Here is a 21,591-nt window from a genome sequence, read left to right as displayed (position 1 = left end):
CGCGCCCATCGTTCACGGGCCGCTGAGTACCGTGGACACGTGAGCCGCACCCGTGATCAGGACGCCTGCCCCGGCGCCCTGCAGTTCCATCAGGCGGCCGACGGTGCGCTGATGCGGGTGCGGCTACCCGGTGGCGTCATCTCGGCCAGCGGTCTGGAGACCCTGGCCCACCTCGCCGCCGACCATGGCGGCGGAACGCTGGAACTGACATCGCGCGGCAGCCTGCAGATCCGCGGCATCACCGACCCGGGACGGGTGGCCGACGGACTCACCGGCGCCGGACTGCTGCCGTCGCGCACCCATGAACGGGTCCGCAACATCGTGTCCTCGCCGCTGTCGGGCCGCAGCGGCGGTCTGGCCGACGTGCGCGACTGGGTGGGCGCCCTGGACCGGGCGCTGCAGGGTGACGAGGCGCTGGCCGCCCTGCCGGGCCGATTCTGGTTCTCCATCGACGACGGCCGCGGCGATGTCTCCGGGCTGCGCGCCGACGTCGGCGTACAGATCGGTGACACAGGTATCGCCCTGCTGCTCGCCGGCGCGGACACCGGCGTCCGACTGTCCCCCAATGACGCGGTGGACACCATGGTCGAGATCGCCCGGCGATTTCAGGCCGTACGCGGAAAGCGTTGGCGTGTAAATGAACTCGACAATTCCAGCGAACTGATCGGCGACCTCGCCGTCACCGTGCCGGACCGGGCCGGCCGGTACCCGCACGACACCGGCCGGCCCCCGGTGGGCTGGATAGCGCAGACGCGCGACCCGGTCCCGGACCGGGTGGCACTCGGCGCGGCGGTACCGCTGGGCGTGCTACCGGCCCGCACCGCGGAGTTCGTCGCGGCCATCGAGTCACCGATCGTGGTGACGCCCTGGCGTTCGATCCTCGTCTGCGATCTCACCGAGGAGGTCGCTGACACCTCGCTGCGGGTGCTGGCGCCGCTGGGCCTCGTCTTCGACGCGAACTCCCCGTGGCTGACCGTGAGTGCCTGCACAGGAAGTCCGGGGTGTGACAAATCTCTCTCCGATGTCCGCGCCGACGCGCGGGCCGCACTGACCGAGGGCGCCGCGGGGGGCCATCGCCATTTTGTTGGCTGCCCACGGGCGTGCGGCAGCCCGCTGGGCGCCGATGTGCTGGTGGCCACCGGACACGGTTACCAGAGGCGTCACCCGTAGGGTGATCGGGTGCTCGAATACACCCGCGACGCTGCGGAAATATACCGGCAATCCTTCGCCACCATCCGGGATGAAGCGGACCTGACCCCCTTCCCCGATGACGTCTCACGCGTCGTGGTCCGGCTCATTCACACCTGCGGTCAGGTCGACGTCACCGGCCACGTCGCCTTCACCCCCGATGTGGTCGCCCGCACGCATGCGGCGCTGGCCGCGGGCGCACCGGTGCTCTGTGATTCGTCGATGGTCGCCGCGGGCATCACCCGCTCCCGGCTGCCCGTCGACAACGAGGTCGTCTCGCTGGTCGCCGACCCGCGCGCCGCCGAGCTGGCGTCCACATTGGGCAGCACTCGCTCCGCAGCAGGCGTCGACCTGTGGGCCGACCGGTTGGGTGGAGCCGTGCTCGCGATCGGCAATGCCCCCACCGCGCTGTTCCGGCTGCTGGAACTGCTCGACGAGGGCGCGCCGGTGCCCGCCGCGGTGCTGGGCGGGCCGGTCGGCTTCGTGGGCTCGGCACAGTCCAAGGATGAACTGATCGCCCGGCCACGCGGCATGTCGTATCTGGTGGTGAAGGGCCGGCGCGGGGGCAGCGCGATGGCGGCCGCCGCCGTGAATGCGATTGCGAGCGAACGCGAATGACTCTCACGGCAAAAGGCACCCTCTACGGCGTCGGCCTCGGTCCCGGTGATCCGGAACTGGTGACGGTCAAGGCCGCCCGGCTCATCGGCGAGGCCGATGTCGTCGCGTATCACAGCGCGCGGCACGGCCGCAGCATCGCGCGCGGGATCGCCGCGCAGTATCTGCGCGAGGGCCAGATCGAGGAGCATCTGGTCTATCCGGTCACCACGGAGACCACCGAGCATCCCGGTGGCTACGCCGGTGCAATGGAGGATTTCTATGCCGAATCCGCCGATCGCATCGCCGTACACCTGGAAGCCGGGCGCAATGTGGCGCTGCTGGCCGAGGGCGATCCGCTGTTCTACAGCTCCTACATGCACATGCACACCCGGCTCACCGCGCGGTTCGACGCCGTCATCGTGCCCGGTGTGACATCGGTGAGTGCCGCCTCGGCGGCCACCGGCACCCCGCTGGTGCAGGGCGACGAGGTACTGACGATCCTGCCCGGCACGCTGCCCACCGCCGAGCTGACCCGCCGCCTCGCCGATACCGACGCCGCCGTCATCATGAAACTGGGTAAGTCGTATCCGGAGGTGCGGCAGGCGCTTTCGGAAACCCATCGGCTGGACCGGGCGTTCTACGTGGAGCGCGCGAGCACCGATCAGCAGCGAGTACTCGCGGCAAGCGAAGTCGACGAGAACTCGGTCCCCTACTTCTCCATCGTGATGGTGCCCGGGGAGGCCGCCGTGCCACGCACCGGCGGCAGCGTCGCGGTGGTCGGGCTCGGTCCCGGTGACCTGGACTGGATCACCCCGCAAGCGCGCCGAGAACTGGCCGCCGCGACCGACCTGATCGGCTACTTCCCGTATCTCGACCGGGTCGGGGCCCGCGCCGGACAGACCCGGCACGCCAGTGACAACACCGATGAACCGGCGCGGGCCCGGCTGGCCTGTGAACTGGCCCGGCAGGGCCGCGCGGTGGTGGTGGTGTCATCCGGTGACCCCGGTGTGTTCGCGATGGCCACGGCCGTCCTCGAGGAGGCCGTCGACTGGCCCGATGTCGAGGTCCGGGTGGTTCCGGCGATGACCGCGGCGCAGGCGGTGGCCAGCCGGGTCGGCGCGCCACTGGGCCACGACTACGCCGTCATCTCGCTGTCAGACCGCCTCAAGCCATGGGAGATCATCGCCGCCCGGGTCAGTGCGGCGGCAGCCGCCGACATGGTCATCGCGGTGTACAACCCGGCGTCGAAAACGCGGACCTGGCAGGTCGGCGAGATGCAAAACCTGCTGCTGGAACACCGCGATCCCGCCACCCCGGTGGTGATCGGGCGCGACGTCGCGGGCCCGAACGAGACGGTGCGGGTGGTGGCACTCGGCGATCTGGATCCGGGTGAGGTCGACATGCGCTGCCTGCTGATCATCGGGTCCTCGCAGACCCGGTGGCACGGAGACACGGTGTTCACCCCCCGCAACTACCCGGGCTGACAACCGTCGAAAATCGTTGACAGTTGTCAGAAGCAGGGATACTGTCCGGCTGGTGCAGCGGGGCAACCATGTCGTCGAGCCGCCGGTGTCGGTTGCGCGCTCGGTGACCGACCGGCGCCAGCCGCAGCGCAGCGATCAGCGTCGCAGCGCCATCCTGGCCGCCTTCGACGAAGCCCTTCGGGCCCGGGGGTTCGAGGCCGTCAACATCGCCGATGTCGCCGCCGCCGCCGGTGTCGGCCGGTCGGCGTTCTACTTCTACTTCGAGAACAAGGCCGCGGCCGTGGCAGCCCTGCTGGAGTCGATGTACGACGACGTCTTCGCCGCCAGCGACATCGTGACCGCGTCCAGCGGCTCGCCGCGGTGGCGCATCCACGCCATGCTCGAAGCACTCATGGAAACCGGTGCGGCGCACCGATACCTGTTCACGGCAATGCTGGAGGCACGCGCGGCGAGCAGTGCGATCCGCGAGATCTGGGACAACTCCCGGGAGGCGTTCGTCCCGGCCATCGCGGCGATGATCGCGGCCGAGCGCGCCGCCGGTCGCGCGCCTGCTGGTCCCGCCCCCGAGGTGCTGGCCGGCCTGCTGCTGGAACTCAACGACCGCATTCTGGAGCGCTTCACCCTCGGTGGACCCCGGTCCCGTGATGAACTCGTCATCGGCGCGGAAACCATCTGGCTGCACACCATTTACGGCACGGCGATCGGAGTGGATGAAATGCGAGAGACGTCATGACCGACCCGATCCCGCGTAGCCCCGAGGACGTGACGCCGGCCTGGCTGGGCGGTGTACTCGACGCCGATGTGCGCAGCGTCGAGACCGTACCCATCGGCACGGGCCAGACCGGAGCCACCTACCGGTTGACGGTGCAGTACGGCACCGAGACCGACCTACCTGGCAGCTTCGCGATCAAGCTGCCGTCTCAGGACGACACGGTCCGCGACCGGGTCGCCATCGGCTACCGGTCCGAGCACGCGTTCTACCGCGATGTCGCCGACCTGGTGCAGGTTCCCATCCCGCGGAACTTCCACTGTGAGATCGGCGGTGAGGGAGCCGAATTCGTGCTGCTGCTGGCGGACATGGCGCCCGCCGAACAGGGTGACCAGATCGCCGGGTGCAGCGCCGAGGAGGCCCGGCTGGCCGTGCGCGCCCTTGCCGGGCTGCACGCACCAAGCTGGTGTGATCCGAAACTGACCGACTTTCCCGGTATCGCCATGCCCAAGCCGGACGCCGCAATGGCCTCTGGCATGGGCGATGTCGCCAAGATGGCCACCGACATCACCCTGGAGAAACTCGGCGACCGGATGACCGCCGAGGACCGGGCCACCCTGTCGGCGTCCATGGCGGTGGTGACGCCGTGGCTGTTGACCGAGCCCGACCGGTTCGCGCTGCTGCACGGGGACTACCGGCTCGACAACATGCTGTTCGATCCGGACCGCACGCGGGTCACCGTTGTGGACTGGCAGACACTGGGATCCGGCCTTCCGGCGCGGGATCTCGCGTACTTCACGGCAACCAGTCTGGACCCGGCGACCCGCGCGGCCGCCGAACGGGACCTGGTGGCCGAATACCACGCCGGCCTGGTGGCGCTCGGTGTCACCGGCTACGACGAACAGACCTGCTGGCGTGACTACCGACTGGGCATGCTGCAGGCGCCGCTGATCATCGTGTTCGGGGTGGCTTTCGCCAACGCCACCGAGCGCGGTGACGAGATGATGCTCGTGATGGCCGAACGTTCGTGCCGGGCGATCCGCGAGCTGGACACCCTCGCGCTCATCTGAGCCCGGTCAGCCAATCGACGGCTGCGTCCACGGTGTGCACGATGCGCACGTCGCCGGGCAATGCGGGTCTGCTGACCATGATGACGGGCACCCCCACCTCGGCGGCGGCATCCAGTTTCGCGTGCGTCATGGCGCCACCGCTGTTCTTGGTCACCAACGCATCGATACCGAACTCACGCAACAGATCACGCTCGCCCTCGACGCGGTAGGGGCCACGCGAGAGCAGCACTTCATGGTGCGCGGGCAACAGCTGGTCCTCCGGTGCGGTCACCGCACGGATCAGGAACCATGCATCGGAGTCCTTGAAGGCCGCGGTGCCCGAACGCCCGGTGGTCAGGAACACCCGCCGGTAGCCGCGGTGTCCGACCACCTCGGCGGCCTCGGTGTCGGAGGCCACCACAATCGCGTCACCGTCCGGCCAGGCCGGGCGCGCCAGCACCAGGTGGGGCAGACCGACAAGTGCGGCAGCCCGCGCGGCATTGGCGGTGATGGTCGCGGCGAACGGGTGGGTGGCATCCACCACGGCGCTGATGTCGTTGCCGCGCAGCCACTGCGCCAGTCCCTGGGCGCCGCCGAACCCGCCGATACGCACCTCGCCGACCGGTAGCGCCGGGTCGGGCACCCGTCCGGCCAGCGAGCTGATCACCGGGACATCGGGGTGCAGCCGGGCGGCCAGCGCCCGCGCCTCTCCGGTGCCGCCGAGGAGCAGGACCCGCACTAGTGCCGGCTTCCGCGCCGACGGCCCGACGAGTACAGGTAGCTGTCGGCGAAGCCCTCGGCCGCCAGCACGTCGCCCACGATGATGACCGCGGTGCGGGTGATCCCGGCCGCGTGCATCTGTCCGGCGATCTCGCCCAGCGAGCAGCGCAGCACCTGCTCCTTGGGCCAGCTCGCGAAGGCCACCACCGCACACGGGGTGTCGGCGGTGTAGCCGCCGGCGGTGAGTTGCTCGACGATGGTGTCGATCTGTGCCGCCGCCAGATGCAGCACCAGGGTGTTCCCGGGCGTGGACAACGCGGCCAGGGTTTCCTTTTCGGGCATCGCGGTGGACAGGGTGGCCACCCGGCTCAGCGTCACGGTCTGCGACACCCCCGGCACGGTCAGCTCACGGCCCACCGCCGCGGCGGCCGCCGCGAAAGCCGGTACGCCGGGCACGATCTCCCAGGCAACCCCCAGGGCGTCGAGCCTGCGACACTGTTCGGCCAGCGCGCTGTAGATCGACGGGTCACCGGAGTGCAGCCGCGCCACGTCCAGCCCGGCAGCGTCGGCGGCCCCGAGTTCGTCGATGATCTGTTCCAGGTTCAGCGGCCCGGTGTCGACGATCCTGGCGCCGTCCGGGCACTCGGCGAGCAGGTCCTCGGGCATGATCGAGCCGGCGTACAGGCACACCTGGCAACGGTTCAGCAGTCGCTGGCCGCGCACAGTGATCAGGTCGGCCGCACCCGGGCCCGCGCCGATGAAGTAGACCGTCACGGCTTGCCCAACACCCACTGGGTGACGGGGTAGGCCGGCCGGAATCCGGTGAATCCGCCGATCGGTTCGCCGTGGTAGTGCTGGAACCGGCGCAACTGGCCTCCTAGCGTCGAGTAGCGAGCGATGACCGCGGCCTCCGATTCTGCCGTGACGACATTGGCCACCAATCGGCCCCCGGCCGGTAACCGGTCGAAGCAGGCGTCGAGCAGACCCGGCTCGGTGATACCGCCACCGATGAAGATCACCGCGGGCTCCGCGGCGCCGTCGAAGTCGGTCGGGGCCGGGCCGCGCACCTCGACGTTCACCCCGAACGCCACGGTGTTGGCGGCGATACGCGACCGCCGTTGTTCGGAACGCTCGAAAGCCACGGCGTTACAACCCGGTGCGCTGCGGCACCATTCGATGGCGACGCTCCCCGAGCCCGAGCCCACATCCCACAGCCGTTCACCGGGGCGTGGCCCCAGCGCGGCCAGTGTCACCGCGCGGATGCTCTGCTTGGTGATCTGCCCGTCATGGAGAAAGTTGTCATCGGGCAGCGTGTGGTAGCGGCGCTCATCGGGCAGGTACTGCACCGCAACGACATTCAGGTCATCGATATCTTCCGCCCCGGCGCCGGCCCACTCACTGGCCAGAGCCGTACGGCGCCGCTCCCCCGGCCCGCCCAGCTGCTCGAGCACGGTCAGCTCGGATGCGCCGCGGCCGGTCTCGGTCAGCAGCGCGGCCAGCGCAGCCGGGCCGGTCGCGTCGCGGCTGAGCACCACCGCGCGCCCACCGCGGCGCACCGCGGTGTGCACCGGTGCGGTCACCAGGCTGATGACCTCGGTGTCCTGCACCGTCCAGCCCATCCGGGCGCAGGCCAGCGTCACCGAGGACACATGCGGCAGCACCCGCACCGCATCGGCGCCGAACCGGCGGATCAGGGTCGCGCCGATACCGTGCAACATCGGGTCACCGCTGGCCACCACGTGCACATCGCCGCCACCGGTCCCGACGAGTTCGTCGAGTGCCGGCAACAGCGGCGACGGCCACGTCCGGCGCTGCGCCCCCACGGTGTCGTCGAGCAGATCAAGCTGGCGGGGTGAACCGAAAATGACGGTGGCCGTGGCCAGTTCGGCCCGCGACAGCGCACCCAGACCCGGCATGCCGTCGGCTCCGATGCCGATCACGACGATCATCTGCGTCCTCTGCTCATCGCGGCAGCCTCCGCCAGATCGGGCCGGGAAGGACCCGGAACACCGCGGCGATGGCCCCGACCTGCCACGGCACCCACACCGTACGCCGCCCACTGGCCAGTGCCTTCGCCGCAGCGGTGGCGACCTGGGCGGGCGTGCTGGAGAACGGTGCCGGCGCCATGCCCTCGGTCATCCGGCCGATCACGAAACCCGGTCGCACCACCAGCAGCCGTACCCCTGAACCGTGCAACGCATCGGCGAGCCCGCTACAGAAACCGTCCAGACCCGCCTTGGCCGACCCGTAGACGTAGTTGGCCCGGCGCACCCGCACCCCGGCAATCGAGGAAAATGTCACCAGGTCGCCACCGCCACCCCGGCGCATCGAGTCCGCCAGCACGGTGAGCAGACTCACCTGGGCCACGTAGTCGGTGTGCACGACGGTGACTGCATGACCGGCATCGGTCTCGGCGCGCGCCTGATCACCGAGCACCCCGAAGCTCAGCACCGCGGTGGCGATCGGGCCGTGCGCAGTTTCGATGTCCTGGACCAGACCTCGGTGGGAACCCGTGTCGTCGGCGTCGAACTCGTGCACGTGAACCGCGGTCGCGCCGGCGGACCGGACCGCCTCGACGTGCTCGGTCAGTTCATGGGCGCGGCGCGCGGCCAGGACGACGGAGCGCCCACCTGCTATACGCCGCGCCAGTTCGACACCGATCTCGCTGCGCCCGCCGAATATGACGACGAGCCCCGTGTCCTCCATGGCTGTGATTATGTCCTGCGCTAGGTTGGACCCCGATGGCCAAGGCAACAACCCGACTCACCAACGACGCGCTGGCATTTCTGACAGAGCGCCATCTGGCGATGCTGACCACGCTGCGGGGTGACAATTCACCGCACGTCGTGGCGGTGGGTTTCACCTTCGATCCGACCACGCACATCGCCCGGGTGATCACCACCGGCGGTTCGCAGAAGGCCGTCAATGCCAAGGAGCGCGGGGTCGCGGTGCTCAGCCAGGTCGACGGCGCCCGCTGGCTGTCGCTGGAAGGCGCGGCCACCGTCAGCGGCGACGCCGATGACGTGCGCGATGCCGAGCTGCGGTATGCCCAGCGCTACCGCACGCCCCGGGCGAACCCGCGGCGCGTGGTGATCGAGGTGCGGATCGAGCGGGTGCTCGGATCCTCGACGCTGTTGGACCGCAGCGAGGCCTGAGCGGTCAGACCGGCACCACGACCAACTCGTGCGGGCGCTGGTTCACCGATTCCACACCGTCCTCGGTGACGATGACGATGTCCTCGATCCGGGCGCCCCACTGGCCCGGGAAGTAGATGCCGGGCTCCACCGAGAACGCCATGCCCGGCTCCAGGGTGATCTCGTTACCGGCGACGATGTAGGGCTCTTCGTGCACCGACAGGCCGATTCCGTGCCCGGTGCGGTGCACGAACACCTCGGCCAGCCCCTCGGCGGCCAGCACGTCGCGGGCGACCGCGTCGACCGAGCCGGCGGTGATACCGGGGCGCACCGCCCCGACCGCTTCGGCCTGGGCGCGTTGCAGCACCGCGTACCGGCGGGCGACCTCGGGGTCGGGCTCGCCGATGCTGTACGTGCGGGTCGAGTCGGAGTTGTAGCCCGGTGCATAGGGGCCGCCGATGTCGACGACGACGATATCGCCGACCCGTAGTTCGCGGTCCGAGCATTCGTGATGTGGGTCGGCACCGTTGGGTCCGGACCCGACGATGATGAACGCCACCTCCGAATGACCTTCGGCGACAATGGCTTCTGCGATATCGGCGGCGACATCGGCTTCGGTGCGGCCGGGCACCAGGAACTCCGGCACCCGGGCGTGCACCCGGTCGATGGCCGCGCCGGCCTTGCGCAGCGCGTCGACCTCGGCCGGGTCCTTGATCATCCGCAGTCTGCGCAGCACGTCGGTGGCCAGCACCGGCACCGCGCCCAGGACGTCGGCCAGCGGCAACAGGTGCAGGGCCGTCATCGAATCGGTGACGGCCACTGTCACCGGTGCGGCGACCGATCCGCGCAGTGCCTGCGCGACCAGCTCATAGGGATTCTCGCCGTCCACCCAATCCTGAACCGTCGCACCGATTTCGGTCACCGCCGACTCGCGCAGCGCGGCCAGCTCCAGACGCGGGACGACCACGGTGGGGGCCGACCCGTCGGCGGGCAGTACCAGCGCGGTGAGCCGCTCGAAGGTCTGCGCCCGCGAGCCCACCAGATAGCGCAGGTCGTAGCCGGGGGTGATCACCAGTCCGGCCAGCCCGGCGCTCGCCGCACCTTCGGCGGCCGCCCGGACGCGCTGGGCGTAGACCTCGGTGCTGAAAAGACTGCTCTCCATGGGCACGAGGCTAGTGGCTGGCCCGATAGGTGGCGACCTCGACCAGGTTGCCCTCGGGGTCGCGGCAGTAATGCGAGGTCATCGGGCCCAGCGCACCGGTCTTGGCGACCGGCCCTTCGATGATCCGCACGCCGCAGGCCCGCAGATGCGCGCCGACATGGGCCGGTGCGGCGTCGACGATGAAGCAAAGATCCAGCGAGCCCGGCACATCGGCGTCCGCGGTCACCCAGTTCGGTGCTCCGGTGGGCCGCACATTGAGCTTCTGCGCGCCGAAGGACAGGGCGATGCGGCCGGCGCCGAACTCCTCCCGGCGCATGTTGAGCACCCGGACGTACCAATCGATGGTGGTTTCGGTGTCATGGCAATTCAGCACGACGTGGTCGATGCGATCCACGGTGAAGGTCATACCCCACGCTACTGTCAGGCGATGCGCAGCGATATCCGGGAGCGGTCATGACAACGAATCCACCGGTGCTGCTGCTGGACGGCGCCAGCATGTGGTTCCGCTCGTTCTTCGGGGTGCCGTCCTCGATCACCGCCCCGGACGGCCGGCCGGTGAACGCGCTGCGCGGTTTCCTCGACGCCGTCTCCACCCTGGTCACCCAGCACCGGCCGTCCCGGCTGGTGGTCTGTCGTGACGACGACTGGCGACCGCAGTGGCGGGTGGACCGCATTCCGTCGTACAAGGCCCACCGCGTCGAGGAGGCGCGTCCCGACGGTGCCCCCGATGTGGAGGAGGTGCCCGACGAGCTGACCCCGCAGGTCGACATGATCATGGCGATCCTCGACGCATTCGGCATCGCCACCGCCGGCGCTCCGGGCTTCGAGGCCGACGACGTGCTGGGCACACTGGCCGCCGCGGAGCAGCGCGACCCCGTCATCGCGGTCAGCGGAGACCGCGATCTGCTGCAACTGGTCGGCGACGACCCGGTCGCGGTGCGGGTGTTCTACATCGGCCGGGGCCTGAGCAAGGCCATCCTGTTCGGGCCCACCGAGGTCGCCGACACCTACGGGGTGCCGGTGGACCGTGCCGGGCCGGCGTACGCCGAATTGGCGCTGCTGCGCGGTGATCCCTCGGACGGACTGCCCGGTGTGGCGGGCATCGGTGAGAAGACCGCGGCGACCCTGATGGGACAGCACGGATCCTTGGCCGCGATCGTCGCGGCCGCCGCCGACCCGTCGTCGAAAATGCCTGCCGCTCAGCGCAAGAAGCTGCTGGCCGCAGATGAGTACATCATCGCCGCCGAACCGGTGGTCCGGGTGGCCACCGACGCGCCCGTGACGCTGTCGCGGCCAGACGACGTGCTGCCACTGTCCGCCGCCGACCCGGCCCGGGTTGCGGCGTTGGCCGAGGAGTACGGCGTGCTGTCCTCGATCGGACGACTGCAGAAGGCTCTGGACAAGCTGCCCTGACAAGCGAATGCCCGCGATACGGCGTATCGCGGGCATTCATCTTCGGCTGGGTGCTACTTGGGACGGCCGACCTCGTAGGTGCCGTTGTCATCCTGGAACGTCACGGTGACCTGACGCTTGGTGCCGTCGATGCTGACCTGGCAGGTGAAGGTGTCGCCCTTCTTCACCTCAGGGCTGACGCCGTCATTGCACCGGACGTCCCTGACGTTCGTGGCGCCGTATCCGTTGGCCTCGTCGGTCAGGATCTGCTGCACACCGGTCTGCGCGGCATCGACATCCAGGGTGGTGGTGACAAAGAAGCCGGGTTTCCAGAACCCGAGGACCAGCACCACCGCGACGATCACCGCGACCAGCAGGCCGACCACGGTGCCGATCACGGCCAGCGATTTCTTCGAACCTTCTTCGGTGCCGGTGGGTCCGTAGGGCGAGTACTGCTGCTGGTCGTACTGACCGGGCTGGCCGTAGGGCTGCTGGGGCTGGCCGTACGGGGGTTGCCCGTAGGGCTGGCCCGGCTGCTGCTGACCGTACTGCTGCGGGTATCCCTGCGGCGCGTAGGCCGTGGGCTGTTGGCCGTACTGGTCGCCCTGCGGCGGCGGGTTGTACGCCGGCTGCTGGTACTGCGGATACTGCTGTGGCGCCTGCGGCTGCTGGTAGGCGGGTTGCTGCCAGGCCGGTGCGTCACCCGCGGGCTGCTCGGGCGTGGGCGGCGGCTGCCAGGCGGGCTGTTCACCCGGCGACGGGGCACCGCCGGACTGCGGCGGCTGACCTGACCACGCCTGCGTGGGGTCAGATCCCTGCGGTCCGCTCATCGTGTCTCCTTGATCCGGGCTCGTTCTACGCCGCCACACTACCCTGCATCAACTGCTACGACGCCTCGTCGAATGTCGGTGATGGCGCGTTTCGCGGCTGCCCGCAGGGCCGGTGTGGGCGCGGCGTTGCGGACCTGGTCCAGCAGATCGAGAACCTGGCGGCACCAGCGCACGAAATCTCCCGCCGACAGCGTGGATCCGCTGCCGCTGACATCCGATGCCGCCAGCGAGGACGCCAGGTCACCGGTGGTGGTCCACTGATGGATGGCCGCGACGAAGCCGTCATCGGGTTCGCGGCTGTACGCAATGCGTTGCCGCTGTTCATCACTGCGGATCTGGGCCCACAGCCGGCGGGTGTCCGCCAGTGCGCGCCGGATGCCTCCGGTGGGGATCTGCAGGCCCTGCGGGCCGGTCCCGTCGCCGCGCGATTCGAACTGCACCGCCGAGACGACAGCCGCCAGCTCGGCCGGTGCCAGGCCCTCCCAGACCCCCTGGCGCAGGCATTCGGCGACCAAAAGGTCACTCTCGCTGTAGATCCGCGCGAGAAGCCGGCCGTCCTCGGTGACCTTCGGCGTGTCGCCCGCGCGATCGATGAAGCCCCGCTCGGTGAGCAGCACCAGAATCTTGTCGAAAGTGCGCGCCAAGGAATTGGTGGCGGCGGCGACCTTCTGGCGGATCTGCTCATTGTCCCGTTCGATGCGCAGATAGCGCTCGGCGGCGCGGACCTGCGCCTCGCGGTCGGCCGCGCCGTGTGCGGGATGGCGGCGCAGTTGGTCGCGCAGGCCCGCCAGTTCCGGGTCCACATCGCGGTCACCGCCCTGGTCGCGGCGCCGGGACAGCACATCCAGGCCGGCGGCCGCAGACCGCAGGGCCGACGCCAGGTCCCGGCGCACCCGCGGCTGGCGGTGCTCGACCCGTTTGGGCAGGGTCATCGCCCCCAGTCGGGCGGACGCCCCGGAGTAGTCCGCCGACGAGATGCGCCCGGCCCAGCGGTGTTCGGTGAGGACGAGCGGCCGTGGATCGTCGCTGTCCTGGGCGGGTTCGAGCACCACCGCCAGACCACCGCGGCGGCCCTGGCTGATGGTGATGATATCGCCACGGCGCAACCCGGCCAGCGCTTCGTCGGCCGCGCGGCGCCGGTGCAGCCGAGACGCCCGAGACTGACTGCGTTCCCGGGCGCTGATATCGGCCCGCAGCCGGGCATATTCGAGCATTTCGGGGTCCAGCCCGGCGGCGATCTCGGCGAGCATCCGCTCGCCGCGCTCGATCCCGCGCACCAGTCCCACCACCGAGCGGTCGGCCTGGAACTGCGCGAAGGAACGCTCCAGCAGTTGGCGTGCCAGATCGGGCCCCATCTGCTGGACCAGATTGATCGTCATGTTGTACGACGGTGCGAAAGAACTCTTCAGCGGGAAGGTGCGGGTGGAGGCGAGCCCGGCCACCTCGGCGGGTTCGGCGGCGTTGTCGTCGGCGTGCCACAGCACCACTGCGTGGCCCTCGATGTCGATCCCGCGGCGGCCCGCTCGCCCGGTCAACTGGGTGTACTCCCCCGGTGTCAGCGGGGCGTGCTGCTCACCGTTGTATTTGACCAGCCGCTCCAGCACCACGGTGCGGGCCGGCATGTTGATGCCCAACGCCAGTGTCTCGGTGGCGAACACCGCCTTCACCAGCCCCGCGGTGAAGAGTTCCTCGACGGTGTGCCGGAACACCGGCAGCATGCCCGCATGATGGGCCGCCAGCCCACGCAACAGACCTTCGCGCCATTCGTAGTAGCCGAGCACCCCCAGATCGGACTGGGCAAGGTCGGTGCACCGCCGGTCGATCACCTCGGTGATGCGGGCCCGCTCGTCGTCGTCCGTCAGACGCAGGGGCGCGCGCAGGCACTGCTTCACCGCCGCATCGCAGCCGGCCCGGGAGAAGACGAAAGTGATTGCCGGAAGCAGCCCTTCGGCGTCGAGGGTGGCGATGACATCGGGTCGAGACGGCCCACGGTTCAGGCCCGGACGGCCCTGCCTGCCCCGGTTGCGGCCCCGCGGCTGCCAGTCCGCCAGCCGGTCGGCCTCGCGGCGGTGCGCGATGTGACGCAGCAGGTTCGGGTCGACCAGCGTGGTCTGCCCGCCGCCCTCGAACAGGTCGAAAAGCCGTTTGCCGACCATCATGTGCTGAGACAGCGGCACCGGCCGGTGCTCGTCGACCACCACCGTGGTGTCCCCGCGGACGGTCTGGATCCAGCCGCCGAACTCCTCGGCGTTGCTCACCGTCGCGGAGAGGCTGACCAGCCGCACCTCTTCGGGCAGATGCAGGATCACCTCCTCCCACACCGCGCCGCGCATGCGGTCGGCCAGGAAATGCACCTCGTCCATCACCACGTGCGAAAGTCCCTGCAGTGCCGGTGAGTCGGCGTAGAGCATGTTGCGCAGCACCTCGGTGGTCATGATGACCACCGGGGCGTCGGCGTTGATCGACTGGTCTCCGGTGAGCAAGCCGACCCGGTCGGCGCCGTAGCGGCGCACCAGGTCGAGGTGCTTCTGGTTGCTCAGCGCCTTGATCGGGGTGGTGTAGAAACATTTCCGACCGGCCGCCAGCGCCAGGTGCACCGCGAACTCACCGACGACGGTCTTGCCCGCGCCGGTCGGCGCGCAGACCAGCACCCCATGGCCGGACTCCAGCGCGGCGCAGGCACGTATCTGGAAGGGATCGAGGCCGAAGGGAAGTTGCGCGGCGAAGCCGAGCAGTTCCGGCCCGGACTCGGGTATCCCGGACTCAGGTGACATCGTCGTCGGACAACGCCTGGGAGGCCACCGCGGTCGGCGGGGCGATCGGTTCGGCCGCCGGAATCGGCGCCGCCTCGTCCTCGGGGACCTCGGCCAGCGCCTCCCGCCTGGCCTTGCGTCTGTCGTGTATCCGGGTGATCTGGATGGCGAACTCGAGCAGCAGCGTCAGCGCCAGCGCCAGCGCCAGCATCGAGAACGGGTCGGAGCCCGGGGTGGCGAACGCGGCGAACACGAACAGCGCGAAGATCAGGCCGCGGCGCCATTCCTTGAGCTTCGCGTAGGGCAGCACACCGATCACATTGAGCATGATGATCAGCAACGGGAACTCGAAGCTGATCCCGAACACCAACAGCAGGTTGATCAGGAAGCCGAAGTATTGATCACCCGACAGCGCGGTGACCTGCACGTCGCTGCCGACGGTGAGCAGGAAGCTCAGCGCGGTGGACAACACCACGTAAGCCAGCACAGCACCGCCGATGAACAGCACCGCACCGACGCCGACGAACGCCATCCCGAAGCGGCGTTCCTTGCGGTACAGCCCGGGGGTGATGAACGCCCAGAGCTGATACAGCCATACCGGGCAGGCCAGCACGATGCCGGCAGTGAGCGCGACCTTGAGCCGCAACATGAACTGATCGAACGGGCCCGTGGCCAGCAACCGGCACTGTCCGTCGGGGGCGATGGTGGCCCGCGCCGACTCCGGGAGCGAACAATACGGACCGCGCAGCCAATCGCCGAGGCTGTTCATGCCGAAGATGCCGTGGGTGTACCAGAGGAACCCGACAATGGTGGTCAGCACGACTGCCGCGGTGGCGATCAGCAGCCGGTTGCGTAGTTCGGCGAGGTGATCGACCAACGACATGGTGCCGTCGGGATTCGCCCGGGCGCGGCGTTGTCGCGGGTCGAATCTCTTGAAAAGTCCAGGGGTGTGCACGGGCAGCCTTAACGTCGATGCAGGCAGGCGCGCGCTATCGACGCGACATCACACCGCGATGGGACGGACTGGGCAGCTATCAGGCCGACCGCTTGTCGCCGGTGTGCTCGGGCGCCGACGTCTCCACGCGCTCCGAGGTGACCGGAGTGGCAGGAAGCGGCGCGGCTTCCGGCTTGTCGACGCCGTCGGACTGCATCTCCTTGATCTCGGACTTGAAGATGCGCATCGACTTACCCAGCGAACGCGCTGCGTCCGGGAGCTTCTTGGCGCCGAACAACAGAATGAAAGCCGCGATAACGATCAGCCAGTGCCACGGTTGAAGACCGCCCAATTCAAACACCTCCGCAAGTTGTGGTCGAGTCTACTCGTTTTCGTAAGCGCGCAGCGCAGCCGCAGCAGTCTCGCGGACCTTCTCGGCCAGCGAGTGTGGAGTCAACACCCGCACCGCCGATCCGAAGCCCAACACGAACCGCGCCATCCACTCATCGGAAGCGTAGGTCATGGCTGCTTCACACGCACCGTCGTCGAGTTCGGCGATCACCCGCAACGGGTAGTAATCGAACATCCATTCCGCGGATCGATCGATGAGCAACGTCGCCGACGGTAGCGAGGGGTCTGCATCGAACAACGCGGTGTCGGGGCCTGCCTGCACCGCCGGCGCCGGTGGCCGGGCGGGCTCGTCGAGCACCCGGGCATCCACGATGCGGTCGAACCGGAACAACCGCACCCCTTCGGCCGTGCGGCACCACGCTTCCAGGTAGCTGCGATCGCTGACGAGAACCACCCGGATGGGGTCGACGACGCGGCTGGACACCGTGTCGTGAGAGGCCGAGTGGTACTCCAGTGACAGCGCCTTGCCCGTGCGCGCGGCATCGCGCACAGCCGCCGCCGATGCACTCTCGGGTTCATCGCCGTCGAGTTCGTCCAGCTCGGTGTTTCCGACCGCCGCGACGGTGCCCGCGGCCGATTCGATCTTGGCGATGGCCGAGCGCGCCGCCCGAGGATCGACCATGCCCGGCACGTCGAGCAGCGCGCGCAGCGCGACCAGGATCCCGGTGGCCTCGGTCGAGGTCAGCCGAAGCGGGTGGTCCACCCCGGCGGCGAAGGTCACCTCGATGGTGTCACCGGTGAAATCGAAGTCGATGAGATCACCGGGGCCGTATCCGGGCAGCCCGCAGAGCCACAGCTGCTTGAGATCGGCATCCAGTTGCTTGCGCGTGACACCGAGGGCCGTGGCCGCCTCATCGCGGGTCACCCGGGGATTGGCCTTGAAATACGGGACCATGTTGAGCAGCCGGACCAACCGGCTCGAGACCTGACTCATCGAATCTCGGCCTGCCCGCGCAACCGCGCCACCACGTCGTCGCGCAACTGCGGCGGATCCAGTGCGACGGCATCGGTTCCATAGCTGGCGATCTCCCGGGCCAACCGGTCATACATCCCGATGTCGACGGTGATCTCCTCCCCGGCGCGCCCGCGCCAGACGCTCGGGGTGGCCGAGGCGGCCTGGCGGCGCAGAGCGGTCGCGCGGCCCTCGGCGATCCATATTCTTGCCCGCTCGCCGGTGGGCACATCGGCGACCACACGCTGCACGATCTGTCGCAGGTTCACGCCCTCCGGCGGGGTCACCGCCCCGGACGGGCCGACCGGTGTGGCACCCGCGATGCGCGAGAGCCGGAAGGTGCGGGTGTCCGCGCGGTCGCGGTCGTGCCCGACCAGATACCAGCGGCCACGATGGGTGACCACGCCCCACGGTTCCACCGTGCGGGTGCGGTACGGATCGTTGCGGGACGGACGGTGCTCGAACTGCACCACCCGGCCGGAGTTGCTGGCGGCCAACAGGACTCCGAGCACCTCCTCGGACCCGCGCAGGCCGGGCAGCGCGGCGGTCGAGGTGAACGCCACTCCGGCGTCTTCGGAATCGACGTCGACGCCGGCGGCACGCAGCTTGAGCAGGGCGCTCTGGGCGGCGGTGACCATCTCCGGGGACTGCCACAGCTGGGTCGCCACTGCGACGGAGGCCGATTCCTCCGCAGTCAGCTCGACCGGCGGCAGCGCGTAGGCCTTCTGGTTGATGCGGTAGCCCTCGGTGGCATCGAAGGAGGACATCTTGCCGGTCTCCAGCGGGATCCCCAGATCGCGCAGTTCGTTCTTGTCCCGCTCGAACATGCGCGAGAACGCCTCGTCACTGGCGCTGTCGGAGTATCCGGCCACGCTCTTGCGGATTTTCTCGGCGGTCAGGTACGAACTGGTGGACAGCAGTGCGATCACCAGGTTCATCAGTCTCTCGACCTTGGATGTCGGCACCAAAGCAGCTTAGGGTGTGCGACCGCCGCGATCCCGGCGCGACCCGCTCACATGCTCGCGATCAGCCGCTTCACCCGCTCGTCCACCGAGCGGAACGGGTCCTTGCACAGCACCGTGCGCTGGGCCTGGTCGTTGAGCTTGAGGTGCACCCAGTCGACGGTGAAGTCCCGGCCCGCTTCCTGTGCGGCGCTGATGAACTCGCCACGCAGCTTGGCCCTGGTGGTCTGGGGCGGCGTGTTGACCGCGGCTTCGATCTCCTCGTCGGTGGTGATCCGCGCCGCCAGCCCCTTGCGCTGCAGCAGATCGAACACGCCGCGGCCGCGCTTGATGTCGTGGTAGGCGAGATCGAGCTGCGCGATCTTGGGATCGGCGAGCTCCATGCTGTAGCGATCCTGGTAGCGCTGGAACAGCTTGCGTTTGATCACCCAGTCGATCTCGGTATCGACCTTCGCGAAGTCCTGGCTCTCCACCGCGTCGAGCTGGCGCCCCCACAGATCGACCACCTGCTCGATCTGGGTGTTCGGCTCGCGGGTCTGCAGGTACTCCACGGCGCGGCCGTAATACTCACGCTGGATGTCGAGCGCGCTGGCCTGCCGCCCGCCCGCCAGCCGCACCGGGCGGCGCCCGGTCAGATCGTGGCTCACCTCGCGGATCGCCCGGATCGGGTTGTCCAGGGAGAAGTCTCGGAACGCCACACCCGCCTCGATCATCTCCAGCACCAAGGATGCGGAGCCGACCTTGAGCATGGTGGTGGATTCGCTCATGTTGGAATCGCCGACGATGACGTGCAGCCTGCGGTACTTCTCGGCATCGGCATGCGGCTCGTCACGGGTGTTGATGATCGGCCGCGACCGGGTGGTGGCCGAAGAAACACCCTCCCAGATGTGCTCGGCACGCTGAGACAGACAGAAGGTGGCCGACTTCGGGGTCTGCAGCACCTTGCCTGCGCCACAGATCAGCTGGCGGGTCACCAGGAAGGGCAACAGGACATCGGAGATCCGGGAGAATTCACCGGCCCGCACGATCAGGTAGTTCTCGTGGCAGCCGTAGGAGTTGCCCGCCGAATCGGTGTTGTTCTTGAACAGGTAGATGTCACCGCCGATGCCCTCATCGGCCAGCCGCTGCTCGGCATCGATCAGCAGATCCTCGAGGACGCGTTCGCCGGCCCGGTCGTGCGTGACGAGCTGGGCGAGGTTGTCGCATTCGGCCGTCGCGTACTCCGGATGTGAGCCCACGTCGAGGTACAACCGGGCTCCATTGCGGAGAAAGACATTGGAGCTGCGCCCCCAGGACACCACCCGCCGGAACAGATAGCGGGCAACCTCGTCCGGACTGAGACGCCGGTGACCATGAAACGTGCAGGTCACACCGAATTCAGTCTCAATCCCCATGATCCGTCGCTGCACATGTTCGAGCTTACGGGTTGGGTATCGGTAACGGTGCGCAAGGTTGGTCGGCGGTTCGTTTCGTGCCGATTCGTTACGCGTTACTCCGCAGCGGGCTGATCCGGTTCCGCAGCGTCTTCCCCGTCGCTGCGCTCGCCCCCGGCGGGTAACAGGGCCTCCAGCGCGGCACCGGTGATGCGCCGGAACGCACGACGGGGCCGGCTCGCATCCAGGATGGCGACCTCCATGGAGGACGGTTCCAGGACGCGAGGTTCGCTGCCGTTGCCGCCGGCGCCCAGGGCGTTCACCGCGATCTTCACCGCGTCGGCCAAACTGGCGTTCTCGGTGAAGGACTCCTCCAGCGCCTTCGCGATGGGCTCGGTGGTGCCACCCATCACCACGAAATGCGGCTCGTCGGCGATCGAACCGTCGTAGGTGATGCGGTACAGCTCAGGGGCTTTCGACTCCCCGTGATGCGCCACCTCGGCCACGCACAATTCGACCTCGAACGGTTTGGCCTGTTCGGTGAAGATGGTGCCGAGCGCCTGGGCGTACACGTTCGCCAGTTGCCGCCCGGTGACGTCCCGGCGGTCATAGGCGTAGCCGCGGGTATCGGCGAACTGGATTCCGGCCACCCGCAGCTTGTCGAACTCGTTGAAGCGGCCGACGGCGGCGAAGCCGACCCGGTCGTAGAGCTCGCTGACCTTCTGCAACGAGCGTGACGGGTTCTCGGCCACGAACAGCACACCGCTGTCATAGGCCAGTACCACCACGCTGCGCCCACGCGAAATGCCTTTGCGCGCAAGCTCGGAACGCTCACGCATCGCCTGCTCGGGCGAGATGAAGTACGGGAAGCTCATCAGCCGTTACCGTCCGTACGTGTCCGGCGCTCGATGACCTCGCGTGCCAGACCGGCGATCCTCGCCTCGGTCACTTCCACGGCGCCGCCGGTCTCGATCAGCACGGCGGTCGGATAGATACCGCGCACCAGATCCGGTCCACCGGTGGCCGAGTCGTCGTCGGCGGCGTCATACAGCGCCTCGATCGCGGCCTTGAGCGCCGTGTCGGCATCGGTCACCTGCGGATACAGCTTCTTGATCGACGACTTGGCGAACAGCGATCCCGAACCCACTGCCTGGTAGCCCTCTTCCTCGATGTTCCAGCCACCGGCGGCGTCGAAGGACACGATGCGCCCGGCGTTGATCGGATCGGCGGCGTCCACATCGAAGGCGACCAGCAGCGGCAGCGCCACGAAACCCTGAAGGGCCGCACCGAGGTTGCCGCGCACCATGGTGGCCAGCCGGTTCACCTTGCCGCGGAAGGTCAACGGGACACCCTCGACCTTTTCGTAGTGCTCGAGTTCCACGGCATAGAGCCGGGCGAACTCGACGGCGATCGCCGCGGTGCCGGCGATGCCGGTGGCCGCATAATCGTCGGCGATGTGCACCTTCTGCACATCGCGACTGGCGATCATGTTGCCCTGGGTGGCACGCCGGTCACCGGCGATCAGCACCCCACCGGGATATCTGAGCGCCACGATCGTCGTGCCGTGGGGCAGGTCGACACCACCGCTCGGGACGGCATGCGTGACGCCGCCCGGAAGCAACTCCGGGGCCTGCCTGCTCAGGAAATCCGAGAAGGAGGACAGATTCAGATGCGATGACGTGAGATCGAGCGGATTGGTGAATGGCTTATTTGACCAGGCCGTCACTGGCCGCCCTTTTGGACATAGGCGCGCACGAAGTCCTCGGCGTTCTCTTCCAGGACGTCATCGATCTCATCGAGCAGGTCGTCGGTCTCCTCGGCGAGCTTCTCGCGGCGCTCTTGCCCGCCTGCCGAAGGCCCGCCGGCGTCATCGTCCTCGCCACCGCCGCCGCCACGCTTGGTCTGCTCCTGAGCCATCGCTGCCTCCTGATTGCTCGTTCG

General features: G+C 68.7%; 23 protein-coding genes. 7 read left to right on the top strand and 16 right to left on the bottom strand.

Going from position 1 to position 21,591, the window contains the following annotated elements:
• Positions 1-39: 39 nt before the first annotated feature.
• The 5 genes from cobG to C6A86_RS13945 are packed head-to-tail and all read left to right on the top strand — an operon-like array spanning position 40 to position 5,048.
• Positions 40-1,170 (top strand): precorrin-3B synthase, encoded by a 1,131-nt coding sequence (cobG, locus tag C6A86_RS13965; RefSeq protein WP_105366323.1) that lies wholly within the window; start codon positions 40-42, stop codon positions 1,168-1,170.
• A 9-nt stretch (positions 1,171-1,179) separates the two neighbouring features.
• Positions 1,180-1,806, top strand: a complete 627-nt coding sequence (locus tag C6A86_RS13960; RefSeq protein WP_105366324.1) for a precorrin-8X methylmutase — start codon at positions 1,180-1,182, stop codon at positions 1,804-1,806.
• Positions 1,803-3,269, top strand: coding sequence for a precorrin-2 C(20)-methyltransferase (locus tag C6A86_RS13955; protein ID WP_105366325.1), 1,467 nt, complete (start codon positions 1,803-1,805; stop codon positions 3,267-3,269). The genes C6A86_RS13960 and C6A86_RS13955 overlap by 4 nt, the downstream gene beginning before the upstream one ends.
• Positions 3,270-3,321: 52 nt before the next feature.
• A complete protein-coding gene (locus C6A86_RS13950) occupies positions 3,322-4,002 on the top strand; it encodes a TetR/AcrR family transcriptional regulator (protein ID WP_233213266.1) in 681 nt (226 codons plus the stop codon).
• A complete protein-coding gene (locus tag C6A86_RS13945; RefSeq protein ID WP_105366326.1) occupies positions 3,999-5,048 on the top strand; it encodes a phosphotransferase family protein in 1,050 nt (349 codons plus the stop codon). Before C6A86_RS13950 ends, C6A86_RS13945 begins: the two co-directional genes overlap by 4 nt.
• Here the strand turns inward: C6A86_RS13945 and C6A86_RS13940 are convergent.
• From C6A86_RS13940 to C6A86_RS13925, 4 genes are read right to left on the bottom strand one after another with little or no spacing between them, the layout of a single operon-like run.
• Positions 5,041-5,766: a cobalt-precorrin-6A reductase gene (locus C6A86_RS13940; protein WP_105366327.1), complete on the bottom strand. Its 726-nt coding sequence runs from the start codon at positions 5,764-5,766 to the stop codon at positions 5,041-5,043. The two genes, C6A86_RS13945 and C6A86_RS13940, sit on opposite strands and share 8 nt — an antisense overlap.
• A complete protein-coding gene (cobM, locus tag C6A86_RS13935) occupies positions 5,766-6,521 on the bottom strand; it encodes a precorrin-4 C(11)-methyltransferase (RefSeq protein ID WP_105366328.1) in 756 nt (251 codons plus the stop codon). Before cobM ends, C6A86_RS13940 begins: the two co-directional genes overlap by 1 nt.
• The gene (cbiE, locus tag C6A86_RS13930; RefSeq protein ID WP_105366329.1) at positions 6,518-7,696 is read right to left on the bottom strand and encodes a precorrin-6y C5,15-methyltransferase (decarboxylating) subunit CbiE; all 1,179 of its coding nucleotides are present in this window, start codon (positions 7,694-7,696) and stop codon (positions 6,518-6,520) included. The genes cobM and cbiE overlap by 4 nt, the downstream gene beginning before the upstream one ends.
• Positions 7,697-7,709: 13 nt before the next feature.
• Positions 7,710-8,453: an SDR family NAD(P)-dependent oxidoreductase gene (locus tag C6A86_RS13925; protein ID WP_105366330.1), complete on the bottom strand. Its 744-nt coding sequence runs from the start codon at positions 8,451-8,453 to the stop codon at positions 7,710-7,712.
• Positions 8,454-8,488: 35 nt separating this feature from the next.
• On the opposite strand from C6A86_RS13925, the gene C6A86_RS13920 reads away from it, so the two are divergent.
• A complete protein-coding gene (locus tag C6A86_RS13920) occupies positions 8,489-8,902 on the top strand; it encodes a F420-dependent biliverdin reductase (protein WP_105366331.1) in 414 nt (137 codons plus the stop codon).
• Between the two features lie 4 nt (positions 8,903-8,906).
• On the opposite strand, the gene C6A86_RS13915 is transcribed toward C6A86_RS13920, so the two are convergent.
• Both C6A86_RS13915 and C6A86_RS13910 read right to left on the bottom strand, forming a co-directional pair.
• Entirely contained in the window at positions 8,907-10,043 is a 1,137-nt protein-coding gene (locus tag C6A86_RS13915; RefSeq protein ID WP_105366332.1) for a Xaa-Pro peptidase family protein, read from the bottom strand.
• 10 nt (positions 10,044-10,053) lie between these two features.
• Positions 10,054-10,449, bottom strand: a complete 396-nt coding sequence (locus C6A86_RS13910) for a VOC family protein (protein ID WP_105366333.1) — start codon at positions 10,447-10,449, stop codon at positions 10,054-10,056.
• Positions 10,450-10,496: 47 nt separating this feature from the next.
• Here C6A86_RS13910 and C6A86_RS13905 point away from each other — a divergent pair, with 47 nt between their 5' ends.
• Complete coding sequence (locus tag C6A86_RS13905) at positions 10,497-11,456, top strand: 5'-3' exonuclease (protein WP_105366334.1); 960 nt, start codon at positions 10,497-10,499, stop codon at positions 11,454-11,456.
• Positions 11,457-11,509: 53 nt separating this feature from the next.
• On the opposite strand, the gene C6A86_RS13900 is transcribed toward C6A86_RS13905, so the two are convergent.
• The 10 genes from C6A86_RS13900 to C6A86_RS13855 all read right to left on the bottom strand — a co-directional run bounded on the left by C6A86_RS13900 (position 11,510) and on the right by C6A86_RS13855 (position 21,567).
• Positions 11,510-12,265 (bottom strand): DUF4333 domain-containing protein, encoded by a 756-nt coding sequence (locus tag C6A86_RS13900; protein ID WP_105366335.1) that lies wholly within the window; start codon positions 12,263-12,265, stop codon positions 11,510-11,512.
• A 38-nt stretch (positions 12,266-12,303) separates the two neighbouring features.
• Positions 12,304-15,039 (bottom strand): RNA helicase, encoded by a 2,736-nt coding sequence (locus C6A86_RS13895; protein ID WP_105366336.1) that lies wholly within the window; start codon positions 15,037-15,039, stop codon positions 12,304-12,306.
• The gene (tatC, locus tag C6A86_RS13890) at positions 15,029-15,973 is read right to left on the bottom strand and encodes a twin-arginine translocase subunit TatC (RefSeq protein WP_105366337.1); all 945 of its coding nucleotides are present in this window, start codon (positions 15,971-15,973) and stop codon (positions 15,029-15,031) included. The genes C6A86_RS13895 and tatC overlap by 11 nt, the downstream gene beginning before the upstream one ends.
• 79 nt (positions 15,974-16,052) lie before the next feature.
• Positions 16,053-16,304, bottom strand: coding sequence for a Sec-independent protein translocase subunit TatA (gene tatA, locus C6A86_RS13885; protein ID WP_105366376.1), 252 nt, complete (start codon positions 16,302-16,304; stop codon positions 16,053-16,055).
• A gap of 30 nt (positions 16,305-16,334) precedes the next feature.
• Positions 16,335-17,297 (bottom strand): YafY family protein, encoded by a 963-nt coding sequence (locus tag C6A86_RS13880; RefSeq protein WP_311101195.1) that lies wholly within the window; start codon positions 17,295-17,297, stop codon positions 16,335-16,337.
• A complete protein-coding gene (locus C6A86_RS13875) occupies positions 17,294-18,280 on the bottom strand; it encodes a YafY family protein (protein ID WP_105366339.1) in 987 nt (328 codons plus the stop codon). The genes C6A86_RS13880 and C6A86_RS13875 overlap by 4 nt, the downstream gene beginning before the upstream one ends.
• Before the next feature lie 47 nt (positions 18,281-18,327).
• Positions 18,328-19,686 (bottom strand): Pup--protein ligase, encoded by a 1,359-nt coding sequence (gene pafA / locus C6A86_RS13870; RefSeq protein ID WP_105366340.1) that lies wholly within the window; start codon positions 19,684-19,686, stop codon positions 18,328-18,330.
• 80 nt (positions 19,687-19,766) lie between these two features.
• The gene (gene prcA, locus C6A86_RS13865; RefSeq protein WP_105366341.1) at positions 19,767-20,525 is read right to left on the bottom strand and encodes a proteasome subunit alpha; all 759 of its coding nucleotides are present in this window, start codon (positions 20,523-20,525) and stop codon (positions 19,767-19,769) included.
• Positions 20,525-21,376: a proteasome subunit beta gene (gene prcB / locus C6A86_RS13860; protein ID WP_233213267.1), complete on the bottom strand. Its 852-nt coding sequence runs from the start codon at positions 21,374-21,376 to the stop codon at positions 20,525-20,527. Before prcB ends, prcA begins: the two co-directional genes overlap by 1 nt.
• Positions 21,373-21,567: a ubiquitin-like protein Pup gene (locus tag C6A86_RS13855; protein ID WP_105366342.1), complete on the bottom strand. Its 195-nt coding sequence runs from the start codon at positions 21,565-21,567 to the stop codon at positions 21,373-21,375. Before C6A86_RS13855 ends, prcB begins: the two co-directional genes overlap by 4 nt.
• Between the last annotated feature and the right edge of the window lie 24 nt (positions 21,568-21,591).

The sequence above is a fragment of the Mycobacterium sp. ITM-2016-00316 genome (assembly GCF_002968335.2).
GTDB lineage: Bacteria > Actinomycetota > Actinomycetes > Mycobacteriales > Mycobacteriaceae > Mycobacterium.
The sequence above is the reverse complement of the archived record's forward strand: the minus strand, read 5'-3'. Positions and strand labels throughout refer to the sequence as shown.

Coding starts and splice junctions, on each gene's coding strand:
- C6A86_RS13955 (WP_105366325.1), top strand. CDS start 1,803: ATGACTCTCACGGCAAAAGGCACCCTCTACGGCGTCGGCCTCGGTCCC.
- C6A86_RS13945 (WP_105366326.1), top strand. CDS start 3,999: ATGACCGACCCGATCCCGCGTAGCCCCGAGGACGTGACGCCGGCCTGG.
- cbiE (WP_105366329.1), bottom strand. CDS start 7,696: ATGATCGTCGTGATCGGCATCGGAGCCGACGGCATGCCGGGTCTGGGT.
- C6A86_RS13925 (WP_105366330.1), bottom strand. CDS start 8,453: ATGGAGGACACGGGGCTCGTCGTCATATTCGGCGGGCGCAGCGAGATC.
- C6A86_RS13920 (WP_105366331.1), top strand. CDS start 8,489: ATGGCCAAGGCAACAACCCGACTCACCAACGACGCGCTGGCATTTCTG.
- C6A86_RS13915 (WP_105366332.1), bottom strand. CDS start 10,043: ATGGAGAGCAGTCTTTTCAGCACCGAGGTCTACGCCCAGCGCGTCCGG.
- C6A86_RS13910 (WP_105366333.1), bottom strand. CDS start 10,449: ATGACCTTCACCGTGGATCGCATCGACCACGTCGTGCTGAATTGCCAT.
- C6A86_RS13905 (WP_105366334.1), top strand. CDS start 10,497: ATGACAACGAATCCACCGGTGCTGCTGCTGGACGGCGCCAGCATGTGG.
- C6A86_RS13900 (WP_105366335.1), bottom strand. CDS start 12,265: ATGAGCGGACCGCAGGGATCTGACCCCACGCAGGCGTGGTCAGGTCAG.
- C6A86_RS13895 (WP_105366336.1), bottom strand. CDS start 15,039: ATGTCACCTGAGTCCGGGATACCCGAGTCCGGGCCGGAACTGCTCGGC.
- C6A86_RS13880 (WP_311101195.1), bottom strand. CDS start 17,297: ATGAGTCAGGTCTCGAGCCGGTTGGTCCGGCTGCTCAACATGGTCCCG.
- prcA (WP_105366341.1), bottom strand. CDS start 20,525: ATGAGCTTCCCGTACTTCATCTCGCCCGAGCAGGCGATGCGTGAGCGT.
- C6A86_RS13855 (WP_105366342.1), bottom strand. CDS start 21,567: ATGGCTCAGGAGCAGACCAAGCGTGGCGGCGGCGGTGGCGAGGACGAT.